Source organism: Bradyrhizobium sp. B120 (genome assembly GCF_049075665.1).
Taxonomy (GTDB): Bacteria; Pseudomonadota; Alphaproteobacteria; order Rhizobiales; family Xanthobacteraceae; genus Bradyrhizobium.
In genome coordinates this window covers 1,554,205-1,577,772 of record NZ_CP185242.1, presented here as the reverse complement: position 1 = coordinate 1,577,772, position 23,568 = coordinate 1,554,205, and the positions used below count along the sequence as shown (strand labels likewise).

General features: G+C 63.1%; 19 protein-coding genes. 9 read left to right on the top strand and 10 right to left on the bottom strand.

Annotated features, from left to right (window positions below; genetic code table 11):
* Positions 1-37 precede the first annotated feature (37 nt).
* Positions 38-676: a 2-hydroxychromene-2-carboxylate isomerase gene (locus ACOIX3_RS07515; RefSeq protein WP_420969119.1), complete on the bottom strand. Its 639-nt coding sequence runs from the start codon at positions 674-676 to the stop codon at positions 38-40.
* 208 nt (positions 677-884) lie between these two features.
* Here ACOIX3_RS07515 and ACOIX3_RS07510 point away from each other — a divergent pair, with 208 nt between their 5' ends.
* Complete coding sequence (locus ACOIX3_RS07510) at positions 885-1,397, top strand: helix-turn-helix domain-containing protein (RefSeq protein WP_342726770.1); 513 nt, start codon at positions 885-887, stop codon at positions 1,395-1,397.
* Between the two features lie 5 nt (positions 1,398-1,402).
* On the opposite strand, the gene ACOIX3_RS07505 is transcribed toward ACOIX3_RS07510, so the two are convergent.
* From ACOIX3_RS07505 to ACOIX3_RS07495, 3 genes are all read right to left on the bottom strand, one after another.
* Positions 1,403-2,278 (bottom strand): PhzF family phenazine biosynthesis protein, encoded by an 876-nt coding sequence (locus ACOIX3_RS07505; protein WP_420969118.1) that lies wholly within the window; start codon positions 2,276-2,278, stop codon positions 1,403-1,405.
* 26 nt (positions 2,279-2,304) lie between these two features.
* Complete coding sequence (locus tag ACOIX3_RS07500; RefSeq protein WP_420969117.1) at positions 2,305-3,348, bottom strand: alpha/beta fold hydrolase; 1,044 nt, start codon at positions 3,346-3,348, stop codon at positions 2,305-2,307.
* Between the two features lie 110 nt (positions 3,349-3,458).
* Positions 3,459-5,780, bottom strand: coding sequence for a molybdopterin guanine dinucleotide-containing S/N-oxide reductase (locus ACOIX3_RS07495; RefSeq protein ID WP_420969116.1), 2,322 nt, complete (start codon positions 5,778-5,780; stop codon positions 3,459-3,461).
* 419 nt (positions 5,781-6,199) lie between these two features.
* Here ACOIX3_RS07495 and ACOIX3_RS07490 point away from each other — a divergent pair, with 419 nt between their 5' ends.
* The 5 genes from ACOIX3_RS07490 (at position 6,200) to ACOIX3_RS07470 (ending at position 9,557) form a co-directional block, all read left to right on the top strand.
* Positions 6,200-6,859, top strand: a complete 660-nt coding sequence (locus tag ACOIX3_RS07490; RefSeq protein WP_420969115.1) for a hypothetical protein — start codon at positions 6,200-6,202, stop codon at positions 6,857-6,859.
* Positions 6,856-7,122, top strand: coding sequence for an HGGxSTG domain-containing protein (locus tag ACOIX3_RS07485; protein ID WP_420969114.1), 267 nt, complete (start codon positions 6,856-6,858; stop codon positions 7,120-7,122). The genes ACOIX3_RS07490 and ACOIX3_RS07485 overlap by 4 nt, the downstream gene beginning before the upstream one ends.
* Before the next feature lie 187 nt (positions 7,123-7,309).
* Positions 7,310-8,101, top strand: a complete 792-nt coding sequence (locus tag ACOIX3_RS07480) for a TIGR04255 family protein (protein WP_420969113.1) — start codon at positions 7,310-7,312, stop codon at positions 8,099-8,101.
* Between the two features lie 3 nt (positions 8,102-8,104).
* Positions 8,105-8,701: a helix-turn-helix domain-containing protein gene (locus tag ACOIX3_RS07475; RefSeq protein ID WP_420969112.1), complete on the top strand. Its 597-nt coding sequence runs from the start codon at positions 8,105-8,107 to the stop codon at positions 8,699-8,701.
* Between the two features lie 7 nt (positions 8,702-8,708).
* Positions 8,709-9,557 carry a hypothetical protein gene (locus ACOIX3_RS07470; protein WP_420969111.1) on the top strand — a complete coding sequence of 283 codons (849 nt, stop codon included), beginning with the start codon at positions 8,709-8,711 and terminating at the stop codon, positions 9,555-9,557.
* 566 nt (positions 9,558-10,123) lie between these two features.
* Here the strand turns inward: ACOIX3_RS07470 and ACOIX3_RS07465 are convergent.
* Both ACOIX3_RS07465 and ACOIX3_RS07460 read right to left on the bottom strand, forming a co-directional pair.
* The gene (locus ACOIX3_RS07465; protein WP_420969110.1) at positions 10,124-10,609 is read right to left on the bottom strand and encodes a hypothetical protein; all 486 of its coding nucleotides are present in this window, start codon (positions 10,607-10,609) and stop codon (positions 10,124-10,126) included.
* Between the two features lie 205 nt (positions 10,610-10,814).
* Positions 10,815-11,837, bottom strand: a complete 1,023-nt coding sequence (locus tag ACOIX3_RS07460; RefSeq protein ID WP_420969109.1) for a hypothetical protein — start codon at positions 11,835-11,837, stop codon at positions 10,815-10,817.
* 370 nt (positions 11,838-12,207) lie between these two features.
* Between ACOIX3_RS07460 and fabF the strand changes: the two genes are divergently transcribed.
* Complete coding sequence (fabF, locus tag ACOIX3_RS07455; protein ID WP_420969108.1) at positions 12,208-13,470, top strand: beta-ketoacyl-ACP synthase II; 1,263 nt, start codon at positions 12,208-12,210, stop codon at positions 13,468-13,470.
* 58 nt (positions 13,471-13,528) lie between these two features.
* Here the strand turns inward: fabF and ACOIX3_RS07450 are convergent, their stop codons facing one another.
* The 4 genes from ACOIX3_RS07450 to ACOIX3_RS07435 all read right to left on the bottom strand — a co-directional run bounded on the left by ACOIX3_RS07450 (position 13,529) and on the right by ACOIX3_RS07435 (position 19,621).
* Complete coding sequence (locus tag ACOIX3_RS07450; protein WP_420969107.1) at positions 13,529-16,213, bottom strand: carboxypeptidase-like regulatory domain-containing protein; 2,685 nt, start codon at positions 16,211-16,213, stop codon at positions 13,529-13,531.
* Entirely contained in the window at positions 16,213-18,453 is a 2,241-nt protein-coding gene (locus tag ACOIX3_RS07445) for a hypothetical protein (RefSeq protein WP_420969106.1), read from the bottom strand. Before ACOIX3_RS07445 ends, ACOIX3_RS07450 begins: the two co-directional genes overlap by 1 nt.
* Before the next feature lie 23 nt (positions 18,454-18,476).
* Positions 18,477-18,905, bottom strand: a complete 429-nt coding sequence (locus ACOIX3_RS07440; RefSeq protein ID WP_223977231.1) for a hypothetical protein — start codon at positions 18,903-18,905, stop codon at positions 18,477-18,479.
* A gap of 119 nt (positions 18,906-19,024) precedes the next feature.
* Complete coding sequence (locus ACOIX3_RS07435) at positions 19,025-19,621, bottom strand: TetR/AcrR family transcriptional regulator (RefSeq protein ID WP_420969105.1); 597 nt, start codon at positions 19,619-19,621, stop codon at positions 19,025-19,027.
* A 94-nt stretch (positions 19,622-19,715) separates the two neighbouring features.
* On the opposite strand from ACOIX3_RS07435, the gene ACOIX3_RS07430 reads away from it, so the two are divergent.
* Positions 19,716-21,011, top strand: a complete 1,296-nt coding sequence (locus ACOIX3_RS07430) for an MFS transporter (protein WP_420969104.1) — start codon at positions 19,716-19,718, stop codon at positions 21,009-21,011.
* A gap of 230 nt (positions 21,012-21,241) precedes the next feature.
* Positions 21,242-23,551, top strand: a complete 2,310-nt coding sequence (locus ACOIX3_RS07425) for a tetratricopeptide repeat protein (protein ID WP_420969103.1) — start codon at positions 21,242-21,244, stop codon at positions 23,549-23,551.
* Positions 23,552-23,568 lie beyond the last annotated feature (17 nt).

Sequence of the window (23,568 nt, the reverse complement as noted above, 5' to 3'; positions counted from 1 at the left end):
GCTGCCCTTTGGGCTTGTGTGTCGAGGAATTTTCCGCTCAGGCGGTCTTGCGCTGCCCCGCCGCCAGCTGCGCGACGATCTCTTCCTCGACTTCGCGCACCTTGTCCTTGCCGAAGAAGATCTCGTTGCCGACATAGAACGTCGGCGATCCGAACGAGCCGCGCGCGACCGCGTCGCTGGTGTTGTCGATCAGCTTCTTCTTGACGTCGTCCTGCTGGGCACGGGCGATCAGACGATCGATGTCGACACCCGAGGACAGGAAGGCTTCGCGGAACACCTGCGGGTCGTCCATCTTCTTGGGCTCGACCCACATGTGGTTGTAGGCCGCGCGAAAATAGGGCTCGAACACGCCTTCGAACTGTGCGGCTACCGCGCCGCGCATCAGCGCCAGCGTGTTGACCGGAAAGAACGGGTTCATGGCGAACTTCGTGATGTTGTGGCGGCGCAGGAAGCGCTCGGTCTCGAGCGCGTTGTATTCGGGCTTGTTCTTGATCCCGCGCAGCGACTCGCCGGGTGACATGTTGCCGGTCGCCTTGTAGACGCCGCCGAGCAGCACCGGGATGTAGTCGAACTTGACGCCGGTGCGCTTCTCGATCCCGGGCAGCGCGAGTTCGGCGAGATAGGCGTTGGGGCTTCCGAAATCGAAATGGAATTCGACCTTGAGCGGAGCAGCCATGGAACGCCCTTCCCTTCGATGTTCGGCAATCGCCTGTTGCCGCCGGTTGATCGTGGTCCGAACCATAAGTTCTATTTTAGAACTGTCAATATGATATTTGTCATCCAATGACCGTGCAGCAGCCACCACGTAGGCATCCTATTGAAATAACGTCAGTTCTGTTTTAGAATTTTATGTGCGATGCCGTCGCAGATCGCAGGAGACGCCGATGAAATGGGATACCCTCGAAGAGGAGCCGTGCTCGCTGGCCCGCACCGTCGCCGTGATCGGCGACCGCTGGAGCCTGTTGATCCTGCGCGAATGTTTCCTGCGCATCCGCCGGTTCGATGACTTCCAGGCATCGCTCGGGATCACCCGCCATCTGCTCGCCGACCGGCTGAAGAAGCTGGTGCGGTTCGGCGTGCTGCGCAAGATTCCCTATCAGGAAGCGCCGAAGCGCTACGAATACATCCTGACGCAGAAGGGCCTCGACCTCTATCCGATCATCATGTCGATCGTGCACTGGGGCAACATCCACATGGTCGACGCCCGCGGTCGGCCGTTGCTGCACGAACACAAGACCTGCGGGAAGATGTTCGATCCTGTCATGGTCTGCTCGGAATGCGGCGAGCCGCTGAGCGCCAAGGCGGTCCACGTGCATCCGGGCCCTGGTGCCCGGAAATCGTCGCCGGTGCACGCCAGCGCGCGAGAGCGCGCCAAGCGCGCCGCCGAATCGAGCTAGCTCATTCAGTGTGACGGCGCAGCCATCAGCACGACATTGCCGCCGAGCAGGCAGCCGACGGCACGGCCGCCGGCAAAGCCGATGCGGACGCGAATTTCCGACAGCCGGCCCATCGTCCTGCCCTGCAGGATACGAATCTCCTCGTCGTTCGGCGCGACCAGGCCGCTGTCGAGCAACCCGAATGCCAGCGCCGCGGCCGCGATGCCGGTTGCGGCATCCTCGCGATAGCCGGACGAGCGCGGGAATTGCCGCGCCTCGAACAAGCGAGCGTCGCGGTCGATCACCGCGAATGGATAGAGCCCGGTCGATCCGATCCGGCCGCAGACCGCTTCGACGGCCTCGACCGCGGGATCCAGCGCATTCAGCGCCTCCGGTGAGTGCATCGGGATCAGGGTCTTGATCCGCGATGTGACCGCATTGCAGGGTGCAGTCCCGCCGATCGCATCCGGCCCGACCGCGAGCGCGCGGAGCACGTCATCGCGTTGCGCATCGGTGAGCGGAACGGTCTTTCCGGCCGGCTGGGTGATCTCGACACTTGGCTCGCCGTTGCGATCGCGGCTGATGAAGCCGGTGACGGGGCCGCTGCGCGTCGCGATCCGGATCGTATCACCGGGCAGCTTGCCATGCCGCGCCAGCAGCCAGAGCGCGCCGATGGTGGCGTGGCCGCACATCTCCATTTCGTGGTTCGGAACGAAGAAGCGGAACGTGGCGTCGAAATCGTCGCTCTCGCCCGGCAACACGAAGCCGGATTCGTGACCATGGCGGCGCGCGACGTCCTGCATTTCGGACGCACTCATGCCGCTTGCATCGACCACGATCGGACAGGGATTGCCGCCCTGCCCATCCACCGTGAACACGCTGACCATCTCGGCTGTCGTCATGATGTCGCCCGCCTGTCTCACCGTTGCTACTTGACCAGCGTCGCACCGGTTTCCGGATGCTGCAACCAGCCGAGCAGCGCGTCGTGGAAGCGCGCCGGCGCCTGGATCTGCGGCGAATGGCCGAGGTCGGGGAATCCGATCAGCTGCGCATGCGGGATTCGCTTCGCGGCCGCCTTGCCGAGCACCGGATAATTGCCGAGCGTCTTGCGGATCTCGGGCGGCGCGGTGTCCTTGCCGATCGCGGTGGTGTCCTTGTCGCCGACAAACAGCAGGGTCGGCGGCTTGATCTGCTCGAACTCGTAGAACACCGGCTGGGTCGCGATCATGTCGTAGAGCCGCGCTGAGCTCGACGCCACGGCGGCGCGGCCCTCCCCGCGATACATGCCGGCCAGCATCTGCACCCAGGTCTCGTAGGACGGATCCCAGGTGTCGGCATAGTAGGTGGCGCGTTCATAGGCGCGGATGCTGTCCGCGGTGACGCGGGTCTCGCGCTGCATCCAGCCGTCGAGGCTGAGCCACGGCACGCCCTTGGCCTTCCAGTCCTCGAGCCCGATCGGATCGACCAGCACCAGGTGGTCGGTGGCCTCCGGATACATCAGCGCGTAGCGCATCGCCAGCATGCCGCCGGTCGAGTGCCCGACCATGATCGCGTGTTCGATCCCGAGCGAAGCCAGCAGCGCGCGGCTGTTGCCGGCGAGCTGCTGGAAGGTGAACTGATAGCGTTCGGGCTTGGAGGATTTGCAGAACCCGATCTGGTCCATCGCGATCACGCGATAGCCGGCGCCGCTGAGCGCCTTGATGGTGCCGTCCCAGGTCGCGGCGCAAAAGTTCTTGCCGTGCAGCAGCACCGCGGTTTGGCCGTTCGGCGTCGCCGGCTTGACGTCGAGATAGGCCATGTCGAGCTCCTGGCCCTGCGAGCTGAAGCGGTAGTGCTCGACCGGGTAGGGATAGTCGAAACCCTGCAATTCCGGTCCGTATGCCGGCTCGGCGGCGGATTGCGCCCATGCATTGGACGAACCGAGCGCGACGGTCGCAGCGACGGCGAGGTGAAACAGGGTTTTCAGGTGCATCTCGGCAAATCCAGAACTCAGGGACGACGTCGTGATGCCGTAGCCGAACGGTTGGGCGCCAGCCAGCGCCCCACCGATGATTTGTTCGTGATCGGCCCGCAAGCCGCCGGTTACGCCGGATCGAACGCCCGGATCGGCGGCAGATTGCCGTTGAAACGCTCCACCTCGACGGTGGTGAGCTGGCCGGTGCAGCCCTGCGCGAAAGATGACGTGCCGATGTCGCGGGTCAGCACGTTCGGATTGCCGTGCACGCAGAGCGGCGCCTCCTCCTCGGGGTCCATCGGATCGTACCAGGCGCCGGTCGGCAGCTGGACCACGCCGGGCGCGATGCCGTCGGTGACATGCACCGCGGCGAGGCAGGCGCCGCGCGCGTTGAAGATGCGGATGATGTCGCCCTCAGCGATGCCGCGCGCCTTGGCATCGCGCGGATTCATGCGCGCGACCTCGCGGCCGCGATGCTTGGCCTCTTGCGAGTGGCCGCCGAAGTCGAGCTGGCTGTGCAGGCGCGTCACCGGCTGATTGGCGACGAGGAAGCACGGCGTATCAGACGTCGGCGTGTCGGTCTTCTCCAGCCAGAACGGATGGCCCGGGCAGTCCGCATCGCCGTGATCTGCGATCTTCTGCGAGAAGATCTCGATGCGGCCGCTTCGTGTCGGCAACGGCCGCGCCACCGGGTCCTCGCGGAAGCGGCGCAGCGAGCCGCCATCGTCGAGATGTTGCGGCACCACCAGGCTGCCTCGCGCCCAGAATTCCTCGAAATCCGGCGCCTCGAGCCCGCGCGCGGCGAGCGCCTTGCGGGTCGGCTCGTAGAGATGCGCCAGCCATTGCCGCGACGTGCGCCCCTCGGTGAAGGGCTCGCGGGCCCCCAGCCTGTCGGCAAGATCGGCGAAGATGTCATAGTCGTCGCGGGCGAGACCAAACGGCTCGGCGATCCGGTGCATGGCGACCATCAGCGGATCGTTGCTGGAATAGCCGATGTCCTCGCGCTCCAGCGTCATCGTCGCGGGCAGCACGATGTCGGCGTGGCGCGCGGTGGCGGTCCAGGCGAGCTCGTGCACCACAAGCGTATCGAGCTTCGCAAAGGCCTTGCGCAGCCGGTTGAGGTCCTGGTGATGGTGGAACGGATTGCCGCCGGCCCAATAGACCAGGCGGATATCCGGATAGGTGCGCGTCTCGCCATTGTAGCGATAGAAGGTGCCGGGATTGAGCAGCATGTCGGCGATGCGCGCCACCGGAATGAAGTCGGCGACGCCGTTGCGGCCTTGCCCCAGCGTCGGTCCGGGCACGGCATTGACGCGGCGGCCGTAATAGCCGATCGCGCCGAGCGAATAGGCGTAGCCGCCGCCGGGCAGGCCGATCTGGCCGAGCGCTGCCGCCAGCACCATGCCCATCCACACCGGCTGCTCGCCATGCTCGGCGCGCTGCAGCGAATGCGAGACGGTGATCAGCGCGCGCCGCCCGGCGAGCCGCCGCGCCAGCGTCCTGATCGTGTTCGCATCGATGCCGCAGATCGCGGCGGCCCATCCGGCGCTCTTGGGCACGCCGTCGCTCTCGCCCATGAGATAGCGCAGGAAGACCGGCCAGCCCTCGGTGTAGCGATCGAGGAAGGCCTGATCGTGCAGGCCTTCGCTGACCAGCGTGTGGACGATGCCGAGCATCAGCGCGGTGTCGGTGCCGGGCACGGCCGTCATCCATTCGGCGCCGGCCTCGACCGGCAGATCGTCGCGCAGCGGGCTGACCAGGATGAACTCGCAGCCGCGCCGCTGCGCCGCCTCCATCGCGCCGCGCTCGACATGCTTGCTGATCGAGCCGCCGGCGACCATCGAGTTCTTCAGCGCCATGCCGCCGAACGCCAGCACGATCTCGGTCTCGGCTGCGATCTGCTCCCAGGTGACGTTGCGCTTGGTGATGTCCTCGTAGCCGGTCAGGATCTGCGGCAGCAGCACCGAGGACGCGCCCGAGGAATAGGAGTTCACCGAACGCACATAGCCGCCGAGCGCGATGTTGAGGAAGCGATGCACCTGGCTCTGCGCGTGATGGAAGCGGCCCGCGCTCGACCAGCCATAGGAACCGCCGAACACCGCGCCGGGGCCGAGCGTGTCGCGAATGCGCCCGAGCTCGCCGCCGAGTAGATCGAGCGCCTGCTCCCAGCTGACCGAGACGAATTCATCGCGGCCGCGGCGCTCGTCGGGCCCGGGCCCGCGCTCGAGCCAGCCGCGGCGGATCGCGGGCTGGGCAATGCGCGCCTGGTGGCGCAGCGCGCCGGGGAAGTTGTTGATGATGCCGCTCGGATCGGGATCGCCGCCATAGGGCCGGACTTCGAGACCCGCCTTGCCGAGCCGCGCCGAAAACACGCCCCAATGCGAGGTATGCGGCTTGAAACCATCGGACAGATCGAGGCCGGGATCGGGGTAGCCAATGGTCTCGCTCATCTCATCTCCTTGATCCGCAGGCCGGCGGTGAGGCCGCGCCTGGGTCGCAACGGTCCGGCCAGTATAATGATTCAGCCGGCGCGCGGTACCCGCTGGCCGGTTATCGCCCCGTGCCGCGCCGGCATGACTGCGGGTGACGGCGGCGGAACTGCCCGCCGCAGGGGCGCGCAGCCAAAATATCGAAAACAACCCCATGCACAGTAGCCGGCGGCTGCCTTGCGCTCGATGAGTCAACTTGACACGTCGGGCAACTCAGGGGTAATTTTCCAATATTCCGAAATCGTGCAAGCGCCCCTCGCCCCGCAATAGCGGTGCGACGATTGCGCTTGCGACCACCCTCCTCACAATCGACATCGCACCGGCTGCCGCAGCGAGCGATCGCCTGCGCGCATGCCGCGCGCGCCCCAAGGACCATCGACATGACGACTGCACCTGACATCACCGTGCCGACGATGCCCGCCGCAACCGCCCAGAGCCAGGCCGCCGCGACGCCGCGCATCAAACTCTCGCGGCGCGGATACGCGATCGACCATCCCGACCGCAAGCTCGGCGAAGCGCTGATGGCGAACGTGCTCGGCGCCGCCGACCGCGACGCGATGGACGGCATCCTGCGCCAATTGGTCAAGGCCAGCGTGAGCGGCGGCAAGCCCTGCGAGGTCAACCTCGCCTTCATGATCTCGATGGTGAAGAGCATTGGCCCGCGGGATTCCGTCGAGGCCATGCTGGTGGCGCAGATGGTGTCGGTGCATGTGATGGCGATGCGCTGCGCCCATCACCTCGCGCATGCCGACGACCTCGCCCAGCACGACAGCGCCGCGCGGGCGCTCGGCCGGCTCACCCGCACCTTTCCCGCCCAGATCGACGCGCTGACCCGCTACCGCAGCCAGCGCGAGCCCGCCATCACCGTGCAGAACGTGAAGGTGGAGGACGGCGGCAATGCCATCGTCGGCAACGTCACCCAGCATGCGAATGTGATCGTCTCGGACCAGACCCCAGCCTCCGCGGCGCGGGCACCGAGGCCCGCGGGCGCCGGGCGACGGCATGATGCCGCCGATGCCGGGCAGAACGCAGAGGCATGAGCGATCACATCAGAACCACCGGGCCGATGCGGGCGAGTCCGCACTGCGGCGCCAAAACCCGTTGCGGTGGCGCGTGCCGCGCGCCGGCGGTGCACGGCGAGACGCGCTGCCGCATGCACGGCGGCGCCGAGGGATCAGGCGCGCCAAGGGCAAATCGGAACGCGCGCAAGCACGGCCTGTTCACTGGGGATGCGATCGAAGAGCGGAGGCAGATACGGGAGGTGTTGCGGGACGTGCGGAAGGTACTGGAGAGGATGAGGTGATTGGGCTTTCGCAATCACCGCACAAGGGCGGCGCCGAAAGCAGGATGGATGAACCGGGCCGATAAAAGGCCCATCGCTACGCGACATTTCCCTCAAAAAGGACCAGTTTATGGAACATTTTTACCTTTCCTCCACTTGTAAAGCCGAATGTAAAGTGTCAAGTAAAGCGTCAAGCGAAGGGGAGCCGATGAGCAAGAAAATGAGCCGCGCACCGGTGTATCTTGGCTTGGCGCAGGTGCGGTTTAACCGGCTTCTAGCTTTGGATAACTACGCACCTGCCATACAAGAAGCGTACCGGAAGTTGGGATATCCCGACTTCAGGAAGGTGTTGGCCCAAACCTTTAGCCTGAATTTGGCGGGATCTACTGAGGGCGGACAAGCCGTACCCGCGACCGCCGTTGCCCAGTACGTGTTTTCCAACATGGAAAAAACGCTCGGGTTCATCCTGCTTCAGGATTCCCTGACCTATATGGCAACCGAATACGATGTATTCGAAACTTTTTCGAACCGCCTTCTCGAAGGGCTCGGGATCATTGACGCGACCATCGGCGGCTTGAGCTATACGGACCGAGTGGGCGTTCGTTATCTCGATGCGGTTTTTCCGGACACGGGGGACGAGCTTTCTCAATACCTGAATCCCTCTGTGTTCGGATTGGTCGGAAAGATCGGCGGTGAGCTTTCGCATTCCTTTTTTGAAACCCAAAGCAAGCTAAAACATGCGACCATTGTCTCTAGGGTTATTGTCCAACCCGGTCCGGTTGGTATACCTGCCGATCTACAACCGTTTCTGTTCGAGTTGCCCGAGCGCTTTAAAAAGCTAAATGGTCTGCATGCGATCTTAGATAATGACGGCTTTACCGAGTCGCGAATGAAATATGACGCCGCAAGACTACAATCAGAGCTATTCGTGCTGCACGATGAAATTGAGAAGGTTTTTAAGCTCACAGTAATGTCTCACGCTTTGGACAAATGGAAGTGATTCATGACAGCCCTCCCTAGCACACCGACTACACGTTGGTTTTCAGGTGCTGTTTTTGCTGCCGCTACTGTTGCTTTGCAGGTCGGAACTGGCGGCTTAGCAACGGGCGAGTATTATCGCGCCAAAGGCGACAAGGGTTATGCCTTTGCACGCTACGATTCTCCCGAAAGGCAAAACGTTACCGAGCGCACGCCGACTGAGGATATTGCGCGAGTCCGCGAAGTTCTCAAATTGAGTGTCACCGAGCTTGCAACTATTGTCGGAGTTTCGCGACAAGCTGTCTACGACTGGCTATCGGGTAAACCGGTTGCTGCCGACAATGCTGATAGGCTTTCGAGCTTGGGCCGCGCTGCAGACGCGATAGCGGCAGAAGTGCCAAATCCAGTGTTTGCGCTTCGCAGAAAGTTAGCTGGCGGCAAGACGTTCATTGAATTTGTGAAGAATGGGGGCGACGCAGAACACGCAGCGCTATCGCTTATCTCGATACTTCGGCGGGAAAGTGAACAGAGAGACCGGCTACAAGCACGGCTCGGGGCGCGAAAAGACCAAAAGATCGGGTCCGCAGCAATGGGCGTGCCGATGCACAATGAGGAAAGCTAGCTAAGGCATGGCCATTTGGGATAGCAGCACCAAATGGCGTCAAGGCCATCTATTGCCCAGACAGGCGCTGAGCGAATTGGGTCTTTTGACGGCCGATGACCCGGAATCCACCGTCGCCATCGTGATATCTCACGATTGCGATTTGTCTCAACCGCCCGATTCCGAACCAACGATTGAAATTATCGTCGGTCGCAAGGTCGGCAAGGTGGAAGGCAATTACACTTTTGCAAAAAATACTCGTCGACTTCATCTCGAATGTTCAGCTGGCTCAACGCCAATCTTGATAGAGATCGCCGCGACCGCCAAGATGGCGGTTCCGAAGAACTCTTTGCTACAGCATGACCCCGACTCGCATGCTCGTCTGTCTTACGAAGAACTAGTCATACTCCAACGGTGGTTAGTTGCACGGTACCAGCGGTCCGCGTTCGCAGATGAATTTAATCGACGGTTGAGATCAACTGGCGTTGAAAATGGGTTAAAGGCAATCGGCACCAAGTTCGGCAAATATCTTCGTGCGGTGTTCTTCGATGTCGACGAAGGGCAGGAAAATGAACGCAGCGGCGAGAACGACGCTTACGATCTTATCGTCACGTTGCTTTATGATACCGACAATGATCCCGAAGTGGCCGAAGCGAAAGCCGAGGAAGCCCGCCAAGCGATAGAGAGACTCTTTGCGGATAAGTGTCGTCAAGGCTGGGTATGGAAGAACATTGAGCTGCGATCATGCGAAGTGATGGCCGACCGAGCGTTGTCGTTTCGTGACGCGCAATCATTTAAGGAATGGCGTTCTGAACATGTGAGTTTGAAAGCCAATCCCGTGCAACCATCGTTGCACGGCGATCCGGCGTCGCGGTGATTGCTGCCCCACCTACCGAGGCTGGCCTACAAAAGTTTTAAATCAAATAGCCCGCATGAGCGCAGCGACATGCGGGGACAGACCATTCCCCTGATGTCGCTACGCTCATCCGAGCTACGCCTGCTTAAGACTAAGGGAGCACTTTGCACGCAGGCTGCATGCACGATCACGTCGCCGATTTGATTCACATTGCGGCACGGCAGCCTCAGGTCATGATCTCTGCCAGTTCTGAAGTTACGTCTCGGACCCCTTCCGCACGCCACACGTCGTCATGCAGGATGAATATGTGGCTGTTGGTGTGAGCCACATAGGTCGCTCGCAACTTAACGGTAACGCGAGGAATGAGCGCGGCTCGCAGGACGCCGTACATCTCGTCAAAGAGAACGCTTCCCAGCGCGCGCCCATCCAAACGCCGCGCAGAATAGATATTCCACCAGGTCTCCGGTCGGGTCGTTCGCGTTGCGCGTGATCTCTAGCTCGCAAAATTCCTCGGCAATCTTCGCGTGAAGCAGCAACTCCTTGATTCAGAGCTTCGGCAGTTCCTCCCTTCGTGTCATGAACTACCTTCAGAAATAATGTTGAGGTTCGTGAAACGCGATCGACACATCGGGTAGCGCCTCCAGAATCATGCCGAGCACGGCCAACGCATCCATCATCAAGCGCTCGTCGCGCTCGCGATTGGCGGGAAACAGCTTGTTACCATGAAAGAGATTGTTACGGACGCGCCAGGTCGCGCCGATCAAATCGGAGGTCGTCGCGATGGCAGCGGGCTGCGCGCCGAACTCCACGCCGCCGGCGCCATTGACAAGGAAGTGCTTTGGCGGGATTGCAATCAACGTCTCAGCTACATGGGCAGCTTGGACGGCCGGAAAGAAGCCGGTTCCGAGCCGGGCTACAAGACTCGGCAGCCCCATCTGCGCCACGTCTCCCTCCGCCGTAAAGCGGAGCAAGCGAAGATGTTTCAGCGCAAACTCCATTCGAGCGAACGTGGCGAAGAACCGGAGCGTCAAGTCGGGCGGTAGTCCGTTGAGGAGGTGTTCGGTCGTGAGCATGTGAATTCTATTCCCCGCAAATGTGATCAAGGGGTGCAGGAACGTGCGCGCGAAGCTCCTTGAGATTCTGCCCGATTTGAGCGACAGCCTCGTTCTCACGTGACGGTGACAGTGCACTTATTTCCATTATCAGAACGTCCGCGCGGCCTTGCCGCGCTGGTATCCGACATCAATTGATGGGCATTGTCACCGTAATTCGATTTGCTTATTCGTCAGCCACCTTGCTCCAATCACCGCGTGCATCCTTCATATCGCGGTGTTTTTGCTGAGTGTCCCAGTCGAGGCAGAGGCGAATGTCGCCTGAATTGTTGAAGGCGCAAAACTCTCTGCGGATGATCTTGTCGTTGATATCTTTGGTGACTTTGATCATCGCGTCGGTGCCGTCCATCTTGAACATGACGGCGTTGATGCAGACCTTCAGTTCTGGCTGACACCCCCTCATGCTATTTGCCCGGCCGCCATTTTGCCGAGCCGACATCTCGATGGCGTCATTCACGAATGATTCCCACGTGAGCGGCGCATTGGTCTTCGAGCTTGGCAGCAAGCTCGTCGGATCGCCCGGCCGCGTTTGCTGAGGCGTCTGCCGCGCAACCTGGCCCGGCTCCAGAGGCAACGGTGCGCCCGTCGCAGCCGTTTGACTGGGCTTTCCCATCATCGTCGTGCCCATGGACTGAAGATCTTGCGGGCTGAGCCAAACCATGTCGCTCGGCGCGGTGACGACCATCCTCCCGATGATTGCTGGCGGCACTCCGAGCTCTTTCGCCATCTTGGCCATCGAGACGGTTGCCGCACCAGAAGCGGTCGTCTCCTCACCATTTTCGTTCGACGCACCGTGAACGCCAACCTGGGCGCCGTAACTCACGTTCTTTGAGGATCCAGCGGCGAACAGGAGGAAACAGGCCGATGCACAAACGGCGGTCTTTCCGACGTTGGTCGACATCTTGCCGAATCTGATCGAGTCCGCGATCTTTGCGCCCTCGAGTAAGTTGCCGCCCGGAGAATCGAGCCGGACGTTCGCAACATACCTGCCGACATCGTTGGCTTGCTTCACGGCCGATGAAAACTTGTCCGAATCGCCGGGCAGCAGTTCGCCGGTGATCCATATGGTGGCCTGGCCCGATTTGCCGACGCCACTCTTGATCTCAGCCGATTGACCTACAGGGATGGTAGAGCACATCGCCCCAAGGGCGCAGCAGGTCACTGCGCTCGCAATACGTATCGCACTCATAAAATTCGCCCCAACAAACCGTGAGATTTTCCTGCAACCAAAAAGCGCAGGCAAGCCCATTCACAACAACCGAGGGGCTACTTTTGGTGGGCACCCGGCGCGCGCCTTCCGCCAGTTTGGAGAAACTGGCAAAAATACAAGGGATTTCAAGGATGAGAGGAGCTTTGCTGGCGCTCCGGAAACTCCCCTGTTTCAGCCTTGAGCGGGCCGTGTCCTGACGGCCGGACGAAGGGAGCGTTGAGGGGGCAATGCCTTGACGTCCGCCCGGTCGAGACAATAGATGAGAGTCATCATATAATACAGACCCAACGACCCGGGCAGTCTCGAGTCCCGGCCAGCCGGTTCGCACCAAGGCCACCGCAGGAGCACCATGCGTCGAATTGTTGTGACGGGCCTGGGGACGGTGTCCCCGCTGGGCTGTGGCACCGAACTGGTCTGGTCGAGGCTGCTTGCGGGGCGTTCGGGGCTTGGCGCATTGCCGGCGTGGGCGGCGGCGCTGCCGGCGCGCGTCGCGGGACAGGTTCCTGGCAAGGCCGAGGATGCCGAGGGCGGGTTCGATCCCGATTCCGCGGCGCCGCGCAAGGACCAGAAGAAGATGGACCGGTTCATCCTGTTCGCGCTGCTGGCAGCAAGCGAGGCCGTGGCGCAGGCCGTCTGGATGCCGGCCGAGGCGCATGCGCGAGAGCGCACCGCGACCGTGATCGCATCCGGGATCGGCGGGTTTCCCGCGATCGCGGACGCGGTGCGCACCGCGGAAAAGAGTGGGCTGCGCCGGCTGTCGCCGTTCACCGTTCCCTCCTTCCTGGCCAATCTCGCGGCCGGGCACATCACCATTCGATACGGCTTCAAGGGGCCGATCGGCGCGCCGGTGACCGCGTGCGCTGCGAGCGTGCAGGCGATCGGCGATGGCGCGCGTTTGATCAGGTCGGGCGAAGCCGATGTCGCGATCTGCGGCGGCGCGGAGGCCTGCATCGATCCGGTGAGCCTCGGCGGCTTTGCGGCGGCGCGGGCGCTGTCGACGTCGTTCAACGACACGCCGGCGCGGGCGTCGCGGCCGTTCGACCGCGACCGCGACGGTTTTGTGATGGGCGAAGGCGCGGGCGTGCTCGTCATCGAGGAGCTCGACCACGCGCTTCGGCGTGGCGCGAAGCCGATCGCCGAGCTCATCGGCTACGGCACGACGGCGGACGCCTATCACATCACCGCGGGTCCCGAAGACGGCGACGGCGCGCGACGGGCGATGGAGGCGGCGCTGCGGCAGGCTGGCCTCCGGCTCGACCAGATCCAGCATCTCAACGCGCATTCGACCTCGACGCCGGTCGGCGATCTCTCTGAACTCGAGGCCATCAACCGCGTGTTCGGGCGCGAGGGACGCGTTGCCGTCAGCGCGACCAAGTCGGCGACGGGACACCTGCTTGGCGCGGCCGGCGGCGTCGAGGCGATCTTCACGATCCTGGCGCTGCGCGACCAGGTCGCGCCGCCGACGCTCAACCTGGAGAACGCCGATCCGGCCGCAGAGGGCATCGACCTCGTCGCCAATTTCGCGCGGCCGATGACGATCGAACACGCGATCTCGAACGGTTTTGGATTTGGCGGCGTCAACGCCAGTCTGGTGTTCCGACGCTGGTCCTGAGCCGTTTGCGTAGCCTGGCAAGGGAGAGTGGGCCGCGCTTCCTCCCGGGATGGCCCGGCTACTGCAAGGCGCTGACGCTTTCCTTCTTTGCACACGCGGAGAGATCGAAGTCGAGCTCGGCCTCGTCCTGCCGGAGCTCCAGCTCGGCGCCGCGCTTGGGAGAGCACGGACCGGATGCGGTCCGAGCGCTCACCGAAACGAGGGAATCCCGCTTGACCTTGCCAAGGATGTAATAGCCGCCCGCATCGGTCGCGGTGGTGCGCGTCGATCCATCCTCATTGCGCAGCGTGATCGCGACGCCCTGCTGCGGCCGGCCTGACGGGGCAACGACCTGCCCCGCAATCAGCAGGCTGCGGTCCGCGGCAACCGCGTTGCCGGTCGGCCGCAGCCCCTGCATGGCGCCGATCTCGAGGATGTCGCCCGGCTCCGCGTCGATCAGCCTGATCTCGACCGAGCGGATCTTTCCAAGCGCCAGCGGCAGGACGCGCCACTTCTCGAAGCCCGCCTTCCAGAGGAAATCGTGCTGCGCGACGGTCACCGCGTGCCAATTGCCGTCGCGCTCGAACGGCTTGATCCATCGCCCGGTGTCGGCATCCTCCGGTGGCCTTGTGCCGGCACCTTCGGCGACCGACACCATCGCGCCGGCTTCGGTGCGCCAGACGATTTCGAGTTTTGCTTTCGCAATCCGGCTGTCGTCCCTGCGGATCCGGTAGGACCAGGACAAATGCGTGACGTTGAAAAGCTGCAGGTCGTTTGGTGCGAATGTGAGCGAAGCTTCACGCGACGCCGCGGTGAGCTTCGCATAGGCGGGCGGCGCCTCGGACGCCTGACCGGCCGACGCCTGCCATTGGTACGTTCCGCCCGCGACACGAGTTTCGCCCAGTTTTTCCAACGGCAGCCTGTTGAAGAATGTCGTCGGGGTGTTGTCGTCGACGATCGTGATGCTCTCCCGGCCGGTGGCGTCCGCGGGATTTCGCGTGAAGGATGTGATCGGCTTGCCGTCGATTGAGACGGTCGCGCGATCGGCGCTCGGGACGTAGATCGTGATGCCGTGCAGGTCGCGTGTGCCGGCGTTCGGGTCCGGCAGCTTCTCGTGCAGGACCGGGTCCACGAACGATGCGATCTCGACCGCGGAGGTGTCCGGATTCACCGAGACGTGCTGCGCGATCTGGGAATGCACGATCCGGTAGTTCGACCAGACGGCGCTCGGCGGCACCCACACGCGTTTTGCTTCCGGCAGCTCACCGGTCGGGTTGTAGTAGTCGCCTGCAAGCTTGCGAAACTCCTCCATGGCCACCGGAGGGAATGGCGCTTCGGATGTCGCCGTGAAGGTCGGATCGAAACGGACGGTGCCGAAATGGGTATACCAATGGTGCTGAACCGAGGCGCCCTTGGCAATGAGATGCCGGCCAAGCGCGATCTGGCCGCCCGCGGTGGATCCCTGTGACGCTTCGCGACAATAGATGCTCACCGTACAGACATAGGCCTTGAGATCGAAGTCCTCGAGCCGGGGTTCAAGTTTCACGAGCGCGGCTTTCGACGCGTCAATCGTTTCACTGGTCACATCGCCAAAGCTGACGTGGCTCTTCGCAAGCGCGTAGAATCCAGGAAAGACCGAAGCGAGCGGAGCGACGCCCCGGTGGAATGACCACGTCTCGCTTGGGTCACCGTTCCAGATCGATGTGACGCTGCGGAATCCCGTCTGCTTCAGGATATCGGCGTAATAGCCGTGGGTGCCCGCCGCTCCCGCCAGCCCCATCGACTCCTGCCGGACATCAGCGCCAAGCTTGTAGTCCGGCTTGTAGTGCGGCCCTGGTCCCTCGAATGACGGGTGATAGTTCAGCCCGCCATGCGAGGTCAGCGACGAGGGGCGGATGTTGAGAAGATCGATCGTGTCCTTCTCGGCCAGCACCGACCAGCGGCTGAAATTGTCGCGCTCGATCGCGACAAGGTTGACGGCGCAGGACGGGCCACACGAACCTGACTTGATGCGCAGCCCGGTCAGAGCCGGAAACGGGCCGTCCCGCCCCGGCATGACGCCGACCGGCCAGGGTTCGTTCAAGATGATGGTGACCGAGGCGGGCGCTGCGGACGGCGGCTTGCCTGCGCCCATCCGAAGGCGTGCGGTGGTTTCCGCGGGAAACACATAGGTTGCGCCGTCGGCGAACTGCGCCTCGACGACCAGGTCAGCCGGCGGATCGCGGTCGAAGACCATCCGCAATTGCTGGTAGCCGCGCGCGTCCTTGCCGCCGAACGCCTCGAACGCGCGCATCCACTCGCCGGCCCCCTTCAGGTCCAGCGATATTCCACCGGCCGAGAGCGGCAACGGCTCCGGCAAGACGCGCCGGAACTGCGGCAGCATGTCGTCGGCCCATGAATGGATCGTATCGATGTTGCCGCGATGCCATTGCCGAAGCAGCAAGCCATAAACCGAATGCTGCCCGACACGCGACGGCTGCGTGCTCAGACCGATGTAGGATTTGAACAGCGCGCTGACGTTGTCGCCACCGGTGGAGCTGCTGATCCAGAAGCTGTCGGTGATCGGAAGCCCGAGCTCTTCGTTGAGGTAGCGGTGGATCGCATGTCCCTCCCACGGCGTCTGATAGTCGACGTCGCTCGAGAACGTGATCATGTTGCCGAACGGGTAAGGCAGCGGGCGGACGTCCGCGGCAAGGGATTGCGCGGCAAAAGACGATATGCCGGCCGCGATCAAGACCAGGCAAGTGGCCAGCGTCCGGCGCATCATTTGCTGCTTTCGAGACCCGGTCTGGACAGTATTTCGGCGAGCTGGTCCGCGAGATGACGCGCCAGCCACTGATGTCCGCGAACCGAATAATGGGCATCGTGCTGATAGGTCAGGTGCTCTTCCGCCACCGGAATCGGGGGCTGCACGCAGCCGATCGACGCCTGCTCGCAAAGCCTGGCGAAGTTCTCGAGCAATTGCGCGGCTCCCTTGCGCACGGTGCGGCCATCCGGCATCGCGAACTTTCCGTCGCAATTGTTGCTGCCATGGCAGACAGCCTGATCATGACCGCTCGCCAGGACGAAGCGCGTGCCGGGATAATCGCTCTTCAGCTTCTTTGCGATGGCCGCGAACAAATCGAACGATGCCTTGGCCTCCGGCGCAAAATCCGAATAGGGAATGCTGAAACTCTCGAAGATGCCGAGGCCCTTGATCAGCTGCTCGTTGGTCGGGGCGACGGCGTCGAGCGCCCAGCTCGGATCCCACGGCCGAAACGTCAACGCGCCGTTGGCGCCGAGATCAAAGTCGTCGAGCACGTTGTGCTCGTAGCTCCATCCGAGCGTGCTCTTCAGCATTTTGGGGTTCATCTGGGTCGCAAGCCCGCTCATCTGCTCGATGAGCACGACGTCCGGGTGGAACTTCATGATGTAGTCGCGGATGACACGGTAGTCGGCCGCAAGGTCGCCATTGTCGCGCCCGGCGGAGATGACCTCGACGCAGCGACCGAGGCGCCGTCCGAGTTCACCTTCGAGCACCACGTTGAATTTTTCGGTGGCCTTGACCTGCAATGCGACGAAAGTGCTTCCGCCGACGGCGCCAATGCGGATGCAGCGGTCGCGGTTGTCCAACGCGCGATCGCGGTCGAGATGTCCGAAATTGTTGGCGAAGGCCCGGCCGGCAAACTCGCGGGGAAATCCCGGACCGCCCGGCCATGTCGTGCGGCGGTGCTTTGCGTAGCGAAAGGTGGTCAGGTTTTTCTGGTCGTCGGCGTCGAATTCGGACTTGATGTCCGTCTCCGCGGCGTTCGGTTCCTTGCGGGCGGGGTTGTCGAACTCCGGGCGGACCGGAACATCCACCACCATGGCGCCGGCCAGCGGGCGAAACCAGCGTCCGAGCGACGCATAATAGTCCTGATCTTCGAACCGGTACCGCAACGATGCCGCGAGGCGCGTCGGAACATCCGAAAATGCAAAACTTCCATCGAGCCCAAGCTCGGTCGATCGCGTCTGATTGTCTTCGAGGACGAGTTCGATGCGCTGCCCGGCGGTGGCCAATCCACCAACCACCTTTCCGGAGATGGTCGAGGGCGCGGCGTCGGATGTCGTGGTATCCGATGCGGTCAAGGCGAGGCGTCGAATGGCAAGCTCGCCTGGCCCTGCACCATCCAGAATGACGACCCATGACCTGACGCCGTGTCCCGACGTCCCGGCGAGTGCCGTTCTCACCGATTTCGGCAAGGCACCGACGTAGCGTCCGTTGCCGGCGCCCCGGAGCTGCTTGAGAGGGCCGGCCTTCTCGACAGGTTCGGCGAGATCGGACGGAACATCTGCCGGCTTGAGGGCGGCATCCGGCGGCATATCCGGACCGAGACGCAGCGACCATCCGGCGAATGAGTAGTCATCGAGGATCAGGCCGACGGTGAGGGTTCCGGCCCGAATGGTATCGCTGTCGAGTTCGAGCTCGATCTGCTTGGCGTTGATCGCTGGCGTGTTGTCCGGCGACCAGGCCAGCCACGACTTGCGCGCGCTCGCGGTCAGGACCGCGGATTTCACGGCGATCGGCCCGATACGCTTTTGCGTCAGCGTGCCGCCGTAGACTTCGAGGAGGCCGGCCTTTTGATAGACATCGATGTCGTTCAAAAATGCCCATTCACCGAGCTGATACGCGCTTCCCCGGACGGCATTCGATGACGCGGAGCCTCCGGTATCCGTCCTCAAGTCTGAAAGGTGTTCGCGAAGGTCCGAGATCTCGTCCTTGATCTCCCCGCTTTGCTGTGACTGCGCAGCTTGAATGGCGGCCAGCTCAGCGGCCTGCTTCGCATGCTCGGCCTGGAGGTTGGCGAGTACGGCAGACTGCCTCAACTGCTCCCCCGGCATCGCCTTCAGGATGCTCACATAGAAGCGCAGTTTCGGGTAGACGCGCGGACCGACGACAGCGACGCCTGCGACTGCGGCGACCAGCAGTACGATGACCGTCCGCGCCTTCCACGAGCGCAAACTTCTGGATGGGAGCTCCGCCAATTAACCGGTCCTTTGAGATTGAATTAGCGGAGGGTCTTCGGGTCGAGGTTGGTCGCGGTGACGCTGATATCGGTCCCTTCCCGCTTGAAGGACACCGTTCCAATCCTGACCATCCCGCCGTAGTTGGGACGCGCGTATTCGTCCATGCTTGTCACGAGCGCGAAGATGACCTCGACGGTCGAAAAACTCCGATAGCGCTCGTCGTTCAACAGCTCGGAGACGTAGCGCTTTCCCGTTTCGACCAAGGTCGAATTGACATCATCGGCGGGCAAAGCGCGCAGCTTGTCGCGATCCGGCTGCAGGTTCAGCAGCATCAGCAATCGCTCGCCGCGAGGCGCGGCGACGATATTGCTGCGCGCGACGTCGAGCGCTTTCGGCGCCTCCGCGGAGACGCCGGACATCGGAAGAGCGACGAAAAACGTCATCAGGCAGGCGAGTAGCGGCTTCCACATGCGCTTGGTCCACACCAGTTTGGCGTGGGGTAACAGACTTAAAATCTCAAGTCTATATATATGGGGGTGGGCCTGCCCATCGCGCGTCCCCCTTGGTTAAATGGCGGACGGGAGACACCTCACGCCTTGGCCACGCTCGCATCGATCACGAGCTTGGCCACCGCGAGCGCCGACTGCGCCGGTCCCTCTTCCGACTGCTGGCCGGTGACGTAGATGCCTTCGATCAGCAGCAGCAGGGCGTCGCCGAGCACGGCGGGGTGACGCGCGCCCATGAGGGCGGCGAGCTCGCGCAGGCGCTTGCGAAACAGCTTCTTGTGCGCTTCGGCGACCTGCCGCGCGGGATTGTCGCGCGACGGAAATTCCACGGTCGCGTTGGTGAGCCCGCAGCCGCGATAGCCTGCGGCAACGGCGCGCGCCGACAGCACGCGGATATAGGCGAGCACGTGCTCGCGCGCATCTGAATAGGATTTTCCGCCGGGCTTCTCGAAACTCTCCCAGAAGTTCGCCTCATAGTCGCGCATATAGGCGGCAGCGAGATCGTCCTTGGACGCGAAGCTGCGATAGAGGCTCGGCTTGGTGACACCGGCCCGGTCGACCACCTCGTCGACGCCGACGGCGCGGATGCCCTCGCGATAGAACAGTTCGGCCGCGGACGCGCGGATCCGGTCGGCGGCACGCACGGGGCGCTCCGCAGACGGCTCGACGGCTTTCTTCATGACGGCTCCCTCCCGATTTCGCATACGGCACGCTTGACAGTGTTACTGACCGGTACGTATACATGCCGCATCGCAATACGTACCGGTAAGTAACATGCCAGAACCATCCATTCAAGCTACCCCTGTGTCCAGACGGCCGTTCGGCCAGAACTACGCCTTCGTCGTCGTCGCCGTGATCTTCCTCGCGCTGCTCGCGTCAGCCGGCCTGCGTTCAACGCCGGGCGTGCTGATGCTGCCCCTGCAACAGGCCTTCGGCTGGGATGTCGGCGTGATCTCATCGTCGGCCGCGGTCGGCATCTTCCTCTATGGCCTCGCGGGCCCGTTCGCCGCAGCCGTGATGCAGCGCTTCGGCATCCGCCACACGGTGCTAGGCGCGCTGGTGCTGATGTCGGCCTCGACCGGCGTGAGCTACTTCATGACCGCGCCGTGGCAATTGTTCATGAGCTGGGGACTGCTCTCCGGCATCGGCTCGGGCGCGGTCGCCAACGTGCTCGGCGCCACCATCGTCAATCGCTGGTTCACCACCAATCGCGGCCTCGTCATGGGGCTGCTGACGGCGTCGACCGCGACCGGCACCCTGATCTTCATGCCGGGCCTCGCTGCGCTGGTGGAATGGGGCGGCTGGAAGCCGGTGGTGCTGACAGTGGCCGCGTGCTGCGCGGCGCTGATTCCGCTGGTGTATTTCCTGGTGCCCGAGCGCCCCGCCTCGGTCGGCCTGCGCTCGTTCGGCAGCCAGCACGACGATCATGCCGCGCCGCCGGCGCAGGGCAACCCGTTCGTCGCCGCGTTCAGCAACCTGGCGCGCGCTGCGAAGACGCGGGCGTTCTGGTTCCTGTTCGCTACCTTCTTCATCTGCGGCTTCACCACCAACGGCCTGGTCGGCACCCATCTGATCGCGTTCTGCGGTGACCACGGCATCGTCGAGGTGCAGGCGGCGAGCCTGCTCGCCTTGATGGGGTTCTTCGACCTGTTCGGCACCACGCTGTCGGGCTGGCTCACCGACCGCTTCGATCCGCGCAAGCTGCTGTTCTTCTATTACGGGCTGCGCGGCGTGTCGCTGATCTACCTGCCCTACTCGGATTTCTCGCTGGTCAGCCTGTCGGTATTCGCGGTGTTCTATGGTCTCGACTGGATCGCGACCGTGCCGCCGACCGTGCGGATCGCAACCGAGGCGTTCGGCGACAAGAACGCACCGCTGGTGTTCGGCTGGGTGGTCGCCGGCCATCAGCTCGGCGCCGCCTGCGCCGCGTTCTTCGCCGGCTTCGTGCGCTCGTCGCAGGGCGATTATCTGCAGGCCTTCATGATCGCAGGCCTGACCGGCATCATAGCTGCCGTGCTGTCACTGACGATCACCCGGCGACCGGCGCAACCGGTCCTGGTCGCTGCGTAAGCACGCGCCGACCTCGTTGGCGTATCGACGAACTGCAATCGAGAAGCATCCCGGTTTTCCGGCGGACGCGCAGGTCGCCCATTGCGAGTCCCGCGTCCGCCGGTTGCTTTCGAGGCAAAACAGATATCAAATGGCTACCAGCGTGAGGGCCCAGACCTGAAGCTATTGACCCGCTTGTTGCAACTGCTTTTGAAAGCCCGGATCGGACACGGTGCGCGTGAAGAAGTCGGATGCCCGATACAGGTAAACCTCAAAAATCCGATTCGACCGCCTTGCAGCTCGCCTTCGCGCAGGCTGTCGCGCTGCATCAGCGGGGGCAGTTGGCGGCAGCAGAGAAGATCTACGAAGACATGCTGCGACAGCAGCCAAACAACTTCGATGCGCTGCATCTGTTAGGCCTGATTTCCGCACAGACCGGCCGTAGCCAGCGCGGCGCTGACCTGATCCGGCGAGCGATCGGGCTCAACGGCACCGTCGCGGACGCACACAACAACCTGGGCAACACGCTGCGCGATTTGCGTCGCTTCGACGAAGCGCTCGCGAGCTTCGACAGGGCGACTGCGCTCAAGCCAAACCTTGCGCCCGCACTCTACAATCGCGGACTTACGCTCGCGGAGCTCGGGCGCCACGAGGAGGCGATCGCAAGCTACGATCGCGTGATCGCGCTCCTGCCTGACCATGCAGATGCCCATCGAAACAGGGGCGCCGCGCTGAGAAAGCTGGAGCGGCTCGAGGAGGCCCTGGCGAGCCTGGACCGGGCGATCGCGCTCAAGCCCAACGATGGCGGTGCACACAACGATCGTGGCAACGTGCTCAATGACCTCGAAAGGTTCGATGATGCGCTCGCGAGCTACGACCGGGCGCCGGGGCTGGCCGGCGCCTGTTACAACCGCGGCAACGTGCTGATCAAGCTGGATCGTCTCGAAGAGGCAACTGCAAGTTTCGACAAAGCGATCGCGCTGCGGCCCGACTATGCCGAGGCCTACAACAACCGCGGCACGGCGCTGTTGAGGCTCAGGCAGCATGAGGCGGCGCTCGCCAGCATCGACAAGGCGATCCAGTACAAGGGCGACGATGCGGATGCCTACGCCAACCGCGGCAAGGTTCTATCCATGCTGGCGCGCTATGACGAGGCATTCGCGGCCTTTGACAGGGCCGTCGCGCTCAAGCCGGACCAGGCCGACATCGAAGGCTATCGTTTGCACGTCAAATCTCACCTTTGCGACTGGGTCGACTTTGACGCCGAGTGCGACCGACTTATCGGGTCGATCAGGAATCGGGACGCGACGACGCCGCCATTTTTGTTTTGTAACGTTTCTTCTTCGGCCGCCGACCAACTGCTCTGCGCCGCGCGATGGACCGCGAAGAATCATCCGCCGTCTGAAAGCCAACGCTGGCGGGGCGAGCGCTACCATCACGATCGAATTCGCGTCGGCTATTTCTCGTCGGATTTTTGCAACCACGCGACAGCGGCTTTGATGGCGGGGATGTTCGAGTGCCACGACCGGTCGAAATTCGAGACAGTGGCAATCTCATGGTCGCCCGACGACCCTTCGGAGATGCGCCGACGGCTGGAGGCATCGTTCGATCGATTTGTCGAGGTCCGGGACATGAACGACGATGAGGTTGCCGACCTGATCAGACGATTGGAGATCGACATCCTGGTTGATTTGAAAGGCTTTACCGGGGGATCCCGCACCAGAGTCCTTGGCCGCCGGCCTGCCCCCATCCAAGTCAATTATCTGGGTTACCCGGGAACCCTCGGTGCCCCGTTCATCGACTACGTCATCGCCGATCGTACCGTGATCCCGGATCACCATCGCGAGTTCTACAGCGAAAAGGTAGTTGCTCTGCCCAACAGCTATCAGGCCAACGACGACAAGCGCGTCATTGCCGATCGCGTGTTTACGCGCGGCGACGTCGGGCTGGCACCGGCGGGCTTCGTGTTCTGTTGCTTCAACAACAACTACAAGATCACGCCTGGCATGTTCGATCGGTGGATGAGGATTCTCGGCCGCGTCGAGGGCAGCATGTTGTGGCTGCTCGAAGGCAACGCCCACGCTGCCGCAAATCTGCGCAAGGAGGCGGTCGCGCGTGGCGTCGCTGCGGAGCGCCTTGTGTTCGCACCGCGCCTGTCGTTGCCCGACCATCTCGCACGCCATCGTCTCGCCGGCCTGTTCCTCGACAGCACTCCCTACAACGCCCACACGACCACCAGCGATGCGCTATGGGCCAGCCTGCCGGTGCTGACCATTCTCGGCGACACGTTTGCCAGTCGGGTTGCGGCGAGCCTGCTCCATGCGATCGGCCTGCCCGAGCTTGTCGCGGAATCGCCGGAGGCCTACGAGCGCATGGCGGTCGATCTTGCGACCGATCCTTCGAGGCTCGCGGCGATCAAAACCAGGCTGGCGGCCAATCGGCTGACGGCACCGTTGTTCGATACCAAACGCTTCACCCGACATGTCGAGACCGCCTACACCGCGATGTATGAGCGTCACCGGGCGGGCATCGCACCGGACCATATCGTCGTCCCGGCGTGATCGTTGATTGCGGACCC